The organism is Heyndrickxia sp. NPDC080065, from assembly GCF_050281185.1.
Lineage (GTDB): Bacteria > Bacillota > Bacilli > Bacillales > Bacillaceae_C > Heyndrickxia.
Genome location: NZ_JBNNWS010000011.1, coordinates 135,905 through 149,389 on the forward strand (window position 1 = coordinate 135,905; position 13,485 = coordinate 149,389).

Consider the following 13,485-nt stretch of genomic DNA (forward strand, 5'->3'; position numbering starts at 1 on the left):
TCACGTTGTAATCTCCTTTAGAATTGATTTCCTACTTTTATCTAATTCTGAAAAAGGCAACACATATATGTAAAAATTATGACCCCATAATTCATATTCATTTATTTTCTTTCTGATGTGAGGTAGTCTTTTCCTGACCTCCAGATCTATAATGTTTTTAATTTTATCTCTAAACAGGGCATTGGGTAGCTTCATATCTTCATCCGTAATTTCAACTTCAAAACCTACCAATATCCCAAATGCATCATCAACTTCAAAATCATTTTCTCTTTTGGGATATATAATATTTTTAATAAAGCTCTTTTCTTCTTCAGAAAAGGTTTCTTTTCCGAGATTGTTACTTATTAAACTTCGTTCATACCTAATACCACTCTTATTATTACCTTTATCATTAATCTCATTTTTAAAGTTATATATAGATTGAAATGCTTGGGTTAACGCTGACGTTAAATCTTCGACAGTTTTTGACTCTCCAAATATTAATTGAAAATTTCCGTTTCCCAACTTTAAAAAATGTACACCATCCGAACCATTTACATAATGAGCTGTCGAAGTCTTCAATTCGAGTTTTGATAAAATTTTAGGTGCATTTAAATGTGTTTCCAAAAAACAATATAACAATAGTTCACCTAATTCACCTGTATTGCGAATATGGTCAACAAACCTTTCTCTAGCTTGTTTAGATAAAGACATGTGTTTATTTTTATATTCTTCTTTAGCCTTCCTTGAAACGGAGAAATCAAGTAAAGGCTCAAGCAAATTCTGTTGTAATAAATTGTAATCAAACTGATTAGCATTGATTTTGAGCATAAAAAGATTCATCTTGTTCTTCCCATAATCATCCGCATCCTCAGTCCATAAATAATCAAATGAATCTAAAAAATCAAAGTGTCGAATGCTAAGATCCATGTACACCCCTCGTTTTCCATGTAAATTGTTAAGTTAACGTAATATATTCGACAAAAACCTGTATTTTCCTTCTATATATATCCCGTTTAAGTTTTCAGGATTACGTACTGTCATTGTAAAAAACCTTTTTATTACTTCTGTATAACTGTTGTCTGTCATCTACAACATAATATTCTTTGAAATATTCAAAGCAAATTACCTTCATCTTAAGAGGGAATTATTGAAATGGTTAGGTTATAGGGGAGAAATTTACTGGTGTTCCAAGCGTGTATGAAATAGATATAGAATATTATGAGCTAACTCAACTTAAAAATAGCAAAAGCTATGTGGGCAATCAATATAAAAAACGGAATTTATCCTATCGCAGCGGTGGTTTTAAAGGGGCAGTAAATGAGGAGAGAAATTAGGCAGAAGAAGCATTTGAAAAAGAAATCTATAACTTAGATGGAAAATCTGTTGGCTTTATTGGAAGATTTATAGTCACCACAGTTACGTGGGAATTAAATGAAAATGCATGATCATTTACAGGTAAAGCTAGACTAAGAGGAATGGATCACATGCATTGATTATTGGGACGCAGATAGACTAGCTGAATATATTCAATCTCATCGGAAACTATACAGAATTAATTAAAAATGTTTATGAGAAAAAGCTACCATTTCAGGAATTGTGTTAGATATGTTAACTACCATTACAAAACTGCAAGTATTTGAACAATATAATGCAGGAGTACCTTTTTCTGAATTTATATTAGAAATGGAAAGAACCAAAATTATCCGGACTCAGAATTAAGGAAATTAATCATCAAAATGGAATATTCATAAGTTTGAGATAATTAATTTTACTCGAAGGATATGCCAGCAATCTTGTTACACTTTTAGAAACAATAATTAAGAGGTAAAGGATGCTGAGGAATCAAAGACAGTTGAAGAAGGGAAAAACAAACAATATTTTACTTATCTTTAAGTATGATAGAAAATTTTTTTTGTGAGTACCCCAACATAAAATAATATTAAAACATGATATATTATTTTATGTTTTTTTCTGAAATTAATTTTTTTAGAATAAAATATATATAATAGTTAAAATACCTAAAAATACTAGATATAGATCAAACATGTGATAACGCCAATCTTCACATCCTCATTTTATCCAGGTTTAACAAAATATACCTAAATCCAAGTCATATCTAGAATAACACCTTTTCCTTTATTTTTTGATTCCTTTGCTTTCCCAAGTTCCCACAGTATGCCGCTGTATTACCAGCCATAGGAGGAAGCCAAAATATTGCAGCTATAACCAATCCTATATCTACTGCTGCATCTTATAATTGTTTAACCGCTGCTTTAGATTGTGCATTAAAATATGTAGCTCTAACTCCGAACCAAAAAGTTTCAGAAGTATAGCCCTTACTAGCAAAAGTTATAAAATTAGATTTATTAGTAATAGTTAAATCATCATTAATAACCACTTGTCCATTCGCTACTTGCTTATTAATTTTATCCTTTATTGTGGAGAAATTGTGGACAAACCACAATTATTAGTACTCAAATTAATGTTTAGTTAGACATTTAATACACAATTCAAGAATTCATACCAAAAATAAAAGTAACCCACTTTTTTACTTACCAAGTGTGCTTGTAACGTTACGGTTACTTTTTGCAGATACAAGAGTTGTTTACATCCTCTGAATTTTTCCTATCTATGTACAGTGTCGTCATCCTGTTGAACAAATTCACATCACAGGAAAGACACTGAAATTTTACTAAGTGTCAGTATTATGATTCGATCACAAAAAATAAAGCATAAAATTTCCTAAAAAAAAATAAAGCATAAAGTTTCCAAACGGAAATTTTATGCTTTACGTTATATGACATTCATTGAAATCCACCGAATATGTATGGTGGAGACGGTGGGACAAGTATTTTTTTACAATTTCGAACTAAATAATTTTAATGTTGTTAATATCACTTAAATCTTCTCTTTCCATTGCAATAAGTTTTACAAGCTTATCAAAGACATGGGTTGTATACCCGCTTCCATCATTTTGACTAAAAGAGAAACCAGAGAATTCTCTATAGCAACCTGTTCTTGATAATCTGTGTATTAATCCAAAGATTTCATCTACTTCAATATTTAAATCCTTTGTGATTTTTGTAATAAAATCATTCCAATACTTATTAGAATTCATTTGCTTTATATATGCACGATCAGCACCTAAGATATCTGAACAATACTTATTCTCAAACTTATAAAGCGTGTATAGAATATAAATTTCCCTATAAGTCAGATCTTCTAATATTTTCAAATAGTCTTCGTATTCATTAATTATACTTAGATCATTTAAGATAACACCATTTATTAATAGCCTAGCAAAAAACCTTATTTTTGATTTTTGTCTTGTGTATATAGCGGCTTTATAAGTTGAAAAATAGGAATGTAAAAAATCTTCACTATCGATAATTTCTTCAGTTAAAATAAAATTACCAGAATTCAATTCATCAAAAAAATTTCTAGACCTTTCGATGAGTATATTGTTGAAAGTAGTAGTAAGATAAGTATCCATTACTCCTCCGTAAGGAATTAGTTGGATTAAAGTTCTTATAATAGCTCGATTTTCGTAATTTTCAATTATAGTTTCTTTAACATTATTTTTAATAAATTTATCTAAAATTGATAACTCATTTTTACTCATAATATCTTCTCCATTCCTACTTATCTATCATTATACGACAAAAGTAGTGGGAATAGTAGGAAATTTTGAGACTTTTTGACTAAAAACATTTTTAAATGTGGTTCATAATTCAGACTAATTCCTTCGTTTTACATTTAAGGCTCCATTTATTTATGCATCTCTCCCACGTTCTGCATCATCCCTACTGCTACTATGTCTACCACCACGATTATCCGTATCCCTAGAATTATTTTTAGCGTTGGATTTTCTTTTGTTTACTACCACATTAGAGCTATTTAACTCTACAAGGATCGGGACAAGGTTGCTTTTACCTTTTATATACTTCAAGGTCTTTCCTCCTTCTTAATACGGACTAATGATCTACTCTTCAGCAATTTCATATCAATCAGTTACATTTACCATTAGAACAAACTTATCCTCATTTACTTCATATATATTGTATTTTGCAAATCATCAAATTTCCCACGAAGATCTTCACTATATCCCTATTTGTTAACCCAACTGAAAAAAGGTGTGGATTTATCATAGACCCATTTTCACATTTAGCTATAAACTGTACTTTTCGAAGTTTCTTAATACATTTCCATATATCCCCTCTACCCATGTTAAGTATATTAGGGATTTCTTTTGTTTAAGATAAGCGAAATTATTTTTGTGTTTCATGTTGCTGGATTCTTACTGATAATATTGCTTTATAAGCCAATGTTTTTTTAAATCCCTCCCTACTATTTGAAATCAGGATATTAATGGATTACAATAAAATCAACGAAATAAATATTTTGATTGCGAAGCACGCAAGAATCTCACTATGAGATTTTTGCGTGCTTTTTTATTTTTTATAAAACCGCATTTAGACACAAAACACACAAACCATTATAAAATAGATTACTTCCCTGCAAAGCAAAAATACAAAACTTGTAGCTTTTAATGTGAATTATGTGATTTGTGTGAGTATGTTTTTTAAGACAATAGAAAGAATGTAGATGAGGTGATAGTTAATGGGCAAATTATTAAATTTTGATTATCTCAATTTAAACCAGCAAAATATTATTTCGGAATATTTAGAGTTTCGAAAAAAAGGAGGTGTAGTCTCTTTTAACGGATTCAAGGCTAAAAAATACATCTCAAATATTGATGTACAGTTGCATTTATTAAAAGGACAGATTGGAAGTATGTTTTTTAGAATTATTTGTGGCAGGTGCTCTATTGATAGTTCCAAAAGTCATTATGAGGAATTAACAGAAGATGAAAAGAAAAGGTTTAATCCAGATGTTTTCAGTCACCAAGACATCAAGGAAGAAGATTACTTTTATCTCGATAATAAAAGATCCCCTTCAACTCTTCATTCTATATATAAAGAAGTTAAACCATTTTTCTACTGGATATTAAGTAAACTTGATAAAGAGGCAGATATTGATAAAGAGAAGTTCGAAAAGTTTAGAACTGTTCAAAAGAATACTATAAGTTTCTTGGATCAGTTCCCCACGAACGAAAGTGAATACCCAATTCATGTTGAAATTAAACATAAGGTTAAATCCTTTCTAACAAGAGAGCAAATGATCATTGTTAGGGATTTATTGCTAAACCATATTAGATCTCATAACCCACTTCGAGATTCATGTGCATGGCAGTTATCCTGTTCAACCGGAATTCGACCAGAAGAGTTAGTGAATCTTCGTATTGAGTATTTTCACATCGATGAACAAGGTTTTATAAAAATTAATGAAAAAGGATGGGGCATTTTAAACCTTCCTGCATCAGCAAGTAAACAAGGAAGAAGTCCATCCCATCCTCTTTACAAAACGCTTGTATCAAATGATACTGTCGCAATACTAAATCGTTATTTAAAGAATCTATATAGTAAACAAGAGAAAAGTGTGCCTCGTGGAAAAGGATATCTTTTCCGTCCAGATATTAATGAGATTCATTTACCTTACAAAACTAATTTTATGAAGCCTATCATAAGGAAGATAAAAACGAAATTACATTTCCTTGATCTAGATCAACGCAAAGACTTTGAATTAAAAGCCGCGAGAAGAAGTATGAATAATTTAATTATGGGACCAAGAGTAAAACTAAATAAAAGCGAGCTCGATAAAGATATTCTAGAAATTGCCGCAAACTATCAAATGCGACATAAGCCCAGACTATCTATTAGTAAAAAGCATTATACAGAAATGATATCGGAAGACGAATTTTACGAGGTATTAGAACACACAATTGGTTTTCCTTGGTCTACAAAAAGTCTTAATAATTGGGAAATACAATATGGTTATAAGAATGAGGATGAAAACACTATTTCTAAACCTCATCTAGTGAATTCAGCAATTGAAAAAGATATTGAAATCTCCGAAAACACACTAAATAAAATAGTTTTAGAGCTAAATAGCCAATTGGAAAAACTTACTTCCCGACCAAAATCAATGACTGTTAAAGAATGGACAGTTGAAAGAAATCGCTTAAAGAAAGAAATTCAAAAATACAATGCTTAAAGTAAAATATTGGGGGACTACTATGGGGAATAACTACAGTGATTTATTACATTATTCAACTTGGAAGGAATTTGAAAATAATGTTGGTGAGTTTCCGGGGCAAATACCTAGAATTTTTGAAATGATAGATGATGATATGATACTTAAAACAAAAGATATCAGCGAACTTCTTGTAATTAGTGAAGAAACTGTAAGAAGATGGTGTCGGCAACATAAATTAAGAATTATCTCCCCAGTCGGTTCATATAAAGTGCTAGGTGAAGATTTAAAAGACTTTATTTATCAATGGTATAGGAACGACTTTCTAAAAAAAGACTAGCCAATTGTACTGAACCCCAAAAGTTAAAGATTTTTGGTCTAACTTTTGGGGTGCGCATCAAATAATTTTATTGGTTAGTCTTTTTATAGTATTGAATAATTCTATCTACTTTTTTTACTAGGTTTAATATTTTATCATCTTTTGAACTTTTATATAGATTATTTAATTGGTGTAGAATCTCTTTCCTTTCACGGATTGGATTATAAATTTTAGCTTCTATTGATTTTTCCTCAATGCATTTTATCAATGTAAGTAAATTTCCTTTTGTAATACAGTACAAACAATCCCATTCTGACGTAATTAGACACATGTCTACCGGACAATTACAAATTGGACAAGGAAAAGTTACTATACTAATAAAGGGTTGATAAAAATAATCAATTTTCTCCTTTTTAAAGAATGATAATATTGCATATTCTTTGCCCATTCTATTCTCTAGACCAATGAGGCTCTACTTTTGCCTTCATCATAAATTCTTTAAAATCCTCTCCCACAATTATGTATTTTCCTCCAAAACTATAAGAAGGTAACTTTCCATTTCGACACCATCTTCTGACACTCTCGACATGCATATTTATCAATTCTGAAATTTCCTCCGGATGTAAAATTGTCTCATCAGGTAAATCGAATATTCCGTGTAATTTAGTTTCAATATTTTTTTCCATAAATATATAACACCTCCATAAACATATTAAACACAAAACAATACAAATATACATGTAATTAAAAATCCTAAATTAATATCACAGTCCACCCCTTTCTTATATTCCAAAAACCATTCTAGCTTCGAAACAAATTGCAGAATATATTGTCCTTTATTGGATATTTTGTATTAATTATAGGAATATTAGAGGGCATACTATTGAATAAAGATAAAAAGATTCATTTACAGAACGCTTCTGAAGTAATGCATGTTTTATCAAAAAATCAAATATCGTAGATAATTAACAGTTCTGGACTAAAGAATATTACCTAGTAGAAATTCATATGAAGCAATTACGATTACTAGTTAGTTATATTCAAAGTAAAGATACAACAATAGATATCTATCCTTTTTGTAATAATAAGTGTTCTGGTTGTTGCAAGCATATACAAGTCAAGATGTTAAATGTCCGTTTTTATTAGATAATTCCAGCACGATATATGAAGCAAGGCCAACCTCATGCAGAACTTATTTTTCATACGTAACCCTAAGGATTGAAACTTATCCCAAATGCACTTTAGATTTATCGGATGCCAAATCAAAACCCGCTATCTGTTTTATCAGAAGCGGGTTACTCATATTAGTGATAAGGGTTCGGTCTTTTCTTAATATTCAGCTTTGTTAACTGTTTTTGTAAATTTTCAATTGAATTACGTTCTTGTTCCACCATTTTCTCTTTTTCCTTTTTGTCTTCCAATTCCTTTTTTCTGGCCCTATTCTTTACTTCCTGTTCATAAATGTCTTGTATCATTTTAACTGAAAAGTCATATGAATCCCCAGGATAATGATCTCTTGAAGATGAATAATTTTCGCTTTTAGGAGCAGTAAGTGTTACATATAAATGGTCACCATACAGGATTTCGAGTTTGTATTTTTCTTTTAGTTTCGTAACACTTTCCTTACTGCCATCCTCAGCTAATGCTAACACCTCTAATACATCGTCCCAATACAAGTTTAAATCAGCTGGCGAGTCGTAATAATCCACACTTATTGTGATAATTTCCCTTTCTTTTGAACTAAACAACCAATTTAGCATATCTTAATCCCCCGTCTAAAATCTTTAAATTAATCCTATTCTCAGTACTGGTAATTAAGACCATCCAACCTTGTTTCTTTTCTACAAAAACAGATAAACCACCCTCAAAGAGTGGTACTATCAACTATGTATCACATTTTATAAGTTTTGAAATATCTGTAAATTTTACTGAATAAATGAAAAAGAAAGGAGACTAGCTTGTGTGGCCTCCATTGTGAATTTTTCAATTGAAAACACTGAAATTTTTTAGAACATTATTTGTCTCTTCTTCGGTAATTCCTATATAGCGTAGCGTTATCGATGGATGAGAGTGATTTAGGATTCCCTGAAGCATTGCAATATCCTTTGTAGCCTTATAAAACCAATACCCAAACGTTTTACGTAAAGTATGATTACCGACGCTTTCCACCCCAGCAAAGTCAGCTGCATTATTTAATTGACGGTATGCCTGGGTAGGAGTGATTGCTTTGCTTCCTTTTCTTGAAGGGAAAAGCCATTCACTTTCTAATTCTGAAGCATACTTAAAGACTTCTGCAAAACAATTTCCAATATATATTTCCCTAATCTTTTGGGTTTTCCCCTCCTTCACTTTTAACATCTTTTGTTTCCTACATTTCAGTTCTACGATTTGTTTTCTTTTTAATTTAAGTAAGTCACCTACTCGTAACCCAGTTTCACAACCTAATACAAAAAGAATGTAATCCCGTTCTGAGCAATGTCTTCGTAATGCCCATCGCATGTCCTCCAGCTGTTGCTTATCTCTAATTGGCTGTACATCTTTCAATTGATTCATTTTTTATCCTCTTTTCTCTACAAGTAATGACAACGCTATTAAATCAATATTTTGAATGTACGATTTTTTGTTATATTTTCATTATAATCCAAAAAATGGACAAACGCAATATTAACAGTGCCATGAATGTATGATTTTAAACAAATTCATACATTCTCAACAAAAATACCCGATATAGAAGTGATGTAAAATTTTTGGAGTTATATTAAAAACCGGAATGTTATTGCGAACAAACAAATTTTCAATTCATGGAAAATAATTGAAATTCCACTTATCAAGTAGACTTAATCGTGTAAAGAAGACTCCCTTTAACTTGGCATACTATCACATATCATAATTTTAAAAACAATTAAAAGCCCCCCTTGTAATAAACAGGAATATTTCCACAATTTTTGTATAAAAAGACCTTAAACATCTCAAGATACATATGAGGTGATGAAATTGAGAGGAAGAAAAACGGAAATTACTTTGAGAAACGGGATTGAAGGAAAAACCTGTACCGGGATCTTATGTCGTGATAATGAAGATTCTTGGAAACCACTTACCCATTTTTTGATGGATAATTCTAGAGGTCGTTTAAGACATGAATGCAAGGAATGTCGTCACTTTAATAATGATATTTTTAGAGAAAATAACTATTTCCATGTTTTGGCATATAGAATGAGTCGTTCACGGAATGGTTGCGATGAGAATATCAATTGGGAACAAAAATTGGAAGAAATTTGGGAACAACAAGAGGGCAAATGTGCCATTACCGGTCTCCAGATGAACTTTAAAAAAGGAAGTGCCTTGCGTGTATCTCCAGATCGAATTGACAACAATATTGGTTATTTTGATGGAAATGTGCGATTAGTAGGCTGGAAATTCAATAATATAAGAGGTAGTAGGCCAGCAAAAGATTCTGATCCTATTATTAAAAAAGGTGTTGAGGAGATACAAAAAGAACTTTTGCAACAACTTTGGCAAAAAATCTTTAAAAACACGACTAGGTTTGGAAGAACATAATAGCGGTAGCTGTTGAACTACTGAAAACATTCATTCTTATTATGTTTGTCTTTTCGTTTCCAATATTATAGTTAATCGTAGAAGAAAAAAGCAATACCTACCGGTAATGCTCGTTATCAATCAGTTATTTTTGTACCTGACCAAGTAAGAAAAATTAAACTAAAAATTTTGCTACTTTGAATGGAAAAATTTTATAATGGCAACCTTAAATGGTAAAGAGTATTATTTTGATATTAGGATTTATTAAAATCCTTATTATTAATGCACTTCTACATAACTCCCGAAATTTAGACAACTTATTATGTAACCTTCGCACAATTCACCGAAATATGTCCTTTGTATATATATTATGTAAACTAGAATTAAAAAAATAAAATAGTTAGTAAATTTATCTCTATCTCCTACTTTTCATAGTAATCAATTTTTTATAATCAATAAAATTCACACTATATTCAATTACTTCATTCATAAATAATTTATGTTTTTTAGCAAACAGCTTAACATTATCTAGTAACTCTTTATCATATGTTGTTTTGTATTGAATTCGATCAGCAGGTCTTGTTATTGTAAAATTTGTATTAACATTTTGAAGCAGAAGATTTTCTAAACCATTTTCTAATAAATGATTAATATTTGTATCATATTCTTGTGCGATTACGCTTAATGACTGTAAAATTGCTTGACTTATATTTGTTCTGAAAGGTGTTCTTAAACTGATTGTTTTATGAACTATTTTTCCATTTTCTAATTTCCATCTAGGTACACTAATGTTGTCTTCAATAACATAGGGATTATCCGAATGCTGGGTCATATAGACTCTTTTATATATATGAAAATTATCAGAACTTTCATTGCTATAAATAATTTTAGAAAGTTTGGGAAGGTCGGATTTCCCTTTTACCCATATACGATATATCGGGTTACCTTTTACTCCTTTTTGTATCGTAATCCCAGATTTCAATTTCCATGATTGAAAGACTGATAAGAGACCTTGTGCAAAATTCAAGCTGCCTGAAGTAACATTCATCTCATAACCTTCTCTTCCTACCCACCCATCCCCATCAATTACCCCTCTTACAAAGGATGATAAAAATTCCTGTGGAACTTGGGGAAATGGAACCGTGAGTGACTTCTTCGCATAGATACCGAATCCTTCAAGATCTTTTTTGATTTCCTTTGAATTAATAATTAATGTTGGTGTCGATTTCGTTGGACCATTAGGTGCTAAAACATAATCTGCCTTCATGTATTTCGATACCAATCGGAGGATCCTTTCATCCTTCTGAGAAAAGAAGATACTGTGCTGGTGATTACTTACATGTCCATCTGTCACAAATAACCCTAAAACCCAAGCCATATCATGTGACCACACCTTAAAGAAATCTTCATTAACTTTATGCTTTCGTGGCTGTCCTGACGATTGCTCTCGATTCATTTCCACTCCATGCTTGTACAAACATTTCGAATAGCACGGTCTGTAAGTCCGATTATAGGAATCATCTCTTTGAACGCCATCCCGCTTTTGTACATCTTAATGATACTTTCGTCTGTTATGCCTAGATTTCTTGGCATAATTACTCCTCCCTGTTACCTATATATAATTAATTTTGTTAATTGATATAATACCTGATGTACAATAACTACATTATTATCTCATATTTATATCCTAACTTAATTATACAAACAAATGTTCTTGTTTACAATAAATATTAAGATGCCAAATTAAAAAAAGCAAGGAATCTTTTTAACTCCTAGCTCTTGACTGCAAGAAAAATAAAAAACTATCGATGAAATCCTTCATCGAATGCTGGAAGCAATTCGGAAACCAAGCGATAAGTTATTTTTAAAGACACAAAAAGGATAAGGAGTATACTCCTTATCCTTACTTTTCATCCCATTTTATCCAACCTGTAGTATGCCCTGTTTTTATTTGTATCCATCCATTCCAGATAGCGATACTTTTAACGGTTGTTCCTGCCTGAATGGAGCCCACTTTTTCAGCACGAGTAGTCGGATAGGAATAAGTATCCACATTTTCATCTACTGTTAAAGTGATTTGAGTAGATGTTGGATTATAATTTCGTGTTACATTTTTAGAAGATATCCATTTTAGTCCACTTTGTGTTCGAATACCTATATAAGATCCCCACGTTTGTACAGCTTTAATTACTTGAACACCAATCGCTGTAGCATGTGAGTTTGTTGTTGGTTCATCCTTCACCGTTGTATCTTGATTGATCAATACCGTTTCATCTATATTTTTTGGAGCACCATTCAATACATGCTTTCCATCAATCCAAATTGGTCCTAATTTCGGATTTGAAATACGATACCAACCACTCTTTGTAGCATTCACCTGATAAGTACCAGCTGGAAGTGTTTGATTAGTCGCTTGTTCCTTCTCTGGACGATTATATATTCGTTTTTCGCTAAATGTTGTAATCACTTTTTTGACCTGTGTTAAACGTTTTTCCCAGTATGAACTGCTTAAGGAAGCCAGGTAAAGACCCACCTTCTTATTACGGTTCCATTCATCCCCCATAATACTTAATGGCGGGTTTGAGTTATTCACAATGGACGAGATTTCAGGAGTAAATCCTGGTTTCTTCAATGTGTATGTAAACCAATCCGTAAAGCCTCCGCCTTTTTGATTTGGAGTTGGTTTCACAATCTTATATCCTGTTATATTATGTAATTTATTAGCTATGGAAAGATCCCGTTTGTACTGGCTTCCAGTTTGTTTATATCCCCAATATAAAATATGTCCACTAGAATGATAAGATACTTCTGTCTCTGGATTTACCCACATCGTAAAATCGTACATCGCCTTTGCCTCAGGAGCTTGAAGAGGACGTGTACCAGAGTAGTTCATATACCAGCTATGTTTAATGGAGCTTTTATACCACCCACCAGGATATTGACGATTTAAATCAATCCCTTGGGCATTTGCCTTCCATCTTTTAAAATTAGTACTGCCATCATTCATGGCAATAAGTGACTTACGTACCTTTTGCGGAAAGGCATTGACACCTTTTTGCTGCAACGTTACGCCATCAGGATTAACCATTGGCACAAACCAAATCGAGGTTTGATTTAACACATTTCTCACAGAATATCCTGAAATGTTTGTATTTTTCATATAGGCGTTCGCATACTGCTCAATCATTTTCATCGTTAAGTTTGTCGTTGGCCATTCCCTCGCATGGTGTGCTGCATTTATTAGCAGCGTTGCATCACCCTTCCCAAGCTTGACTGCCCATATCGTACGTCCATAAGGTGTTTTACCAATGGAACGAACAGAAATAATGGAAGGGTATTTCTGAGATAACAGTTTGACATCCTTCGATAATTGCTCATAAGTATTCATCTTGTTAGGGTTAAGAACAGCAGCATTCGTTTGTTGTAAGGGAAAAAGAGCGATCAAAAGAATACATATCGTCATCCAAGTTAGTTTCTTCATTTATTCACCTTCGATTCTATTAATCTACTAAAATTTGAAAATTAATTATAGCATAGAAAGAATAAGAGGATCT

At 31.7% G+C, this 13,485-nt stretch carries 13 protein-coding genes; 3 read left to right on the plus strand and 10 right to left on the minus strand.

The window, feature by feature from the left end; genetic code table 11:
• From ACQKP0_RS14955 to ACQKP0_RS14970, 4 genes are all read right to left on the minus strand, one after another.
• Positions 1–909 (minus strand): HamA C-terminal domain-containing protein, encoded by a 909-nt coding sequence (locus tag ACQKP0_RS14955; RefSeq protein ID WP_427406656.1) that lies wholly within the window; start codon positions 907–909, stop codon positions 1–3.
• A 1,324-nt stretch (positions 910–2,233) separates the two neighbouring features.
• Positions 2,234–2,446 (minus strand): hypothetical protein, encoded by a 213-nt coding sequence (locus tag ACQKP0_RS14960; protein WP_427406657.1) that lies wholly within the window; start codon positions 2,444–2,446, stop codon positions 2,234–2,236.
• Between the two features lie 405 nt (positions 2,447–2,851).
• The gene (locus tag ACQKP0_RS14965) at positions 2,852–3,604 is read right to left on the minus strand and encodes a hypothetical protein (RefSeq protein WP_427406658.1); all 753 of its coding nucleotides are present in this window, start codon (positions 3,602–3,604) and stop codon (positions 2,852–2,854) included.
• A gap of 150 nt (positions 3,605–3,754) precedes the next feature.
• Positions 3,755–3,931, minus strand: a complete 177-nt coding sequence (locus ACQKP0_RS14970) for a hypothetical protein (RefSeq protein ID WP_427406659.1) — start codon at positions 3,929–3,931, stop codon at positions 3,755–3,757.
• 671 nt (positions 3,932–4,602) lie between these two features.
• Here ACQKP0_RS14970 and ACQKP0_RS14975 point away from each other — a divergent pair.
• On the plus strand, positions 4,603–6,096 hold the full coding sequence (locus ACQKP0_RS14975) for a hypothetical protein (protein ID WP_427406660.1): 1,494 nt from the start codon (positions 4,603–4,605) through the stop codon (positions 6,094–6,096).
• A gap of 22 nt (positions 6,097–6,118) precedes the next feature.
• The gene (locus ACQKP0_RS14980) at positions 6,119–6,415 is read left to right on the plus strand and encodes a helix-turn-helix domain-containing protein (RefSeq protein ID WP_427406661.1); all 297 of its coding nucleotides are present in this window, start codon (positions 6,119–6,121) and stop codon (positions 6,413–6,415) included.
• 428 nt (positions 6,416–6,843) lie between these two features.
• Here the strand turns inward: ACQKP0_RS14980 and ACQKP0_RS14985 are convergent, their stop codons facing one another.
• The 3 genes from ACQKP0_RS14985 to ACQKP0_RS14995 form a co-directional block, all read right to left on the minus strand.
• Positions 6,844–7,080, minus strand: coding sequence for a helix-turn-helix domain-containing protein (locus tag ACQKP0_RS14985; protein WP_427406662.1), 237 nt, complete (start codon positions 7,078–7,080; stop codon positions 6,844–6,846).
• A 618-nt stretch (positions 7,081–7,698) separates the two neighbouring features.
• A complete protein-coding gene (locus tag ACQKP0_RS14990; RefSeq protein WP_427406663.1) occupies positions 7,699–8,154 on the minus strand; it encodes a hypothetical protein in 456 nt (151 codons plus the stop codon).
• A 223-nt stretch (positions 8,155–8,377) separates the two neighbouring features.
• On the minus strand, positions 8,378–8,947 hold the full coding sequence (locus ACQKP0_RS14995) for a tyrosine-type recombinase/integrase (RefSeq protein ID WP_427406664.1): 570 nt from the start codon (positions 8,945–8,947) through the stop codon (positions 8,378–8,380).
• A 441-nt stretch (positions 8,948–9,388) separates the two neighbouring features.
• Between ACQKP0_RS14995 and ACQKP0_RS15000 the strand changes: the two genes are divergently transcribed.
• Complete coding sequence (locus ACQKP0_RS15000) at positions 9,389–9,952, plus strand: hypothetical protein (RefSeq protein ID WP_427406665.1); 564 nt, start codon at positions 9,389–9,391, stop codon at positions 9,950–9,952.
• A 394-nt stretch (positions 9,953–10,346) separates the two neighbouring features.
• Here ACQKP0_RS15000 and ACQKP0_RS15005 read toward each other — a convergent pair whose 3' ends face one another.
• The 3 genes from ACQKP0_RS15005 to ACQKP0_RS15015 all read right to left on the minus strand — a co-directional run bounded on the left by ACQKP0_RS15005 (position 10,347) and on the right by ACQKP0_RS15015 (position 13,412).
• Positions 10,347–11,387, minus strand: a complete 1,041-nt coding sequence (locus tag ACQKP0_RS15005) for an LAGLIDADG family homing endonuclease (protein ID WP_427406666.1) — start codon at positions 11,385–11,387, stop codon at positions 10,347–10,349.
• Positions 11,384–11,524: a hypothetical protein gene (locus tag ACQKP0_RS15010; protein ID WP_427406667.1), complete on the minus strand. Its 141-nt coding sequence runs from the start codon at positions 11,522–11,524 to the stop codon at positions 11,384–11,386. The genes ACQKP0_RS15005 and ACQKP0_RS15010 overlap by 4 nt, the downstream gene beginning before the upstream one ends.
• 310 nt (positions 11,525–11,834) lie before the next feature.
• On the minus strand, positions 11,835–13,412 hold the full coding sequence (locus ACQKP0_RS15015) for a M14 family zinc carboxypeptidase (RefSeq protein WP_427406668.1): 1,578 nt from the start codon (positions 13,410–13,412) through the stop codon (positions 11,835–11,837).
• Between the last annotated feature and the right edge of the window lie 73 nt (positions 13,413–13,485).

Excerpts from the sequence above, each read along its gene's own strand:
- ACQKP0_RS15005 (WP_427406666.1), bottom strand. The coding sequence starts at position 11,387 with ATGAATCGAGAGCAATCGTCAGGACAGCCACGAAAGCATAAAGTTAAT.
- ACQKP0_RS14975 (WP_427406660.1), top strand. The coding sequence starts at position 4,603 with ATGGGCAAATTATTAAATTTTGATTATCTCAATTTAAACCAGCAAAAT.
- ACQKP0_RS14980 (WP_427406661.1), top strand. The coding sequence starts at position 6,119 with ATGGGGAATAACTACAGTGATTTATTACATTATTCAACTTGGAAGGAA.
- ACQKP0_RS14995 (WP_427406664.1), bottom strand. The coding sequence starts at position 8,947 with ATGAATCAATTGAAAGATGTACAGCCAATTAGAGATAAGCAACAGCTG.
- ACQKP0_RS14990 (WP_427406663.1), bottom strand. The coding sequence starts at position 8,154 with ATGCTAAATTGGTTGTTTAGTTCAAAAGAAAGGGAAATTATCACAATA.
- ACQKP0_RS14965 (WP_427406658.1), bottom strand. The coding sequence starts at position 3,604 with ATGAGTAAAAATGAGTTATCAATTTTAGATAAATTTATTAAAAATAAT.
- ACQKP0_RS14985 (WP_427406662.1), bottom strand. The coding sequence starts at position 7,080 with ATGGAAAAAAATATTGAAACTAAATTACACGGAATATTCGATTTACCT.
- ACQKP0_RS14955 (WP_427406656.1), bottom strand. The coding sequence starts at position 909 with ATGGATCTTAGCATTCGACACTTTGATTTTTTAGATTCATTTGATTAT.
- ACQKP0_RS15010 (WP_427406667.1), bottom strand. The coding sequence starts at position 11,524 with ATGCCAAGAAATCTAGGCATAACAGACGAAAGTATCATTAAGATGTAC.
- ACQKP0_RS15015 (WP_427406668.1), bottom strand. The coding sequence starts at position 13,412 with ATGAAGAAACTAACTTGGATGACGATATGTATTCTTTTGATCGCTCTT.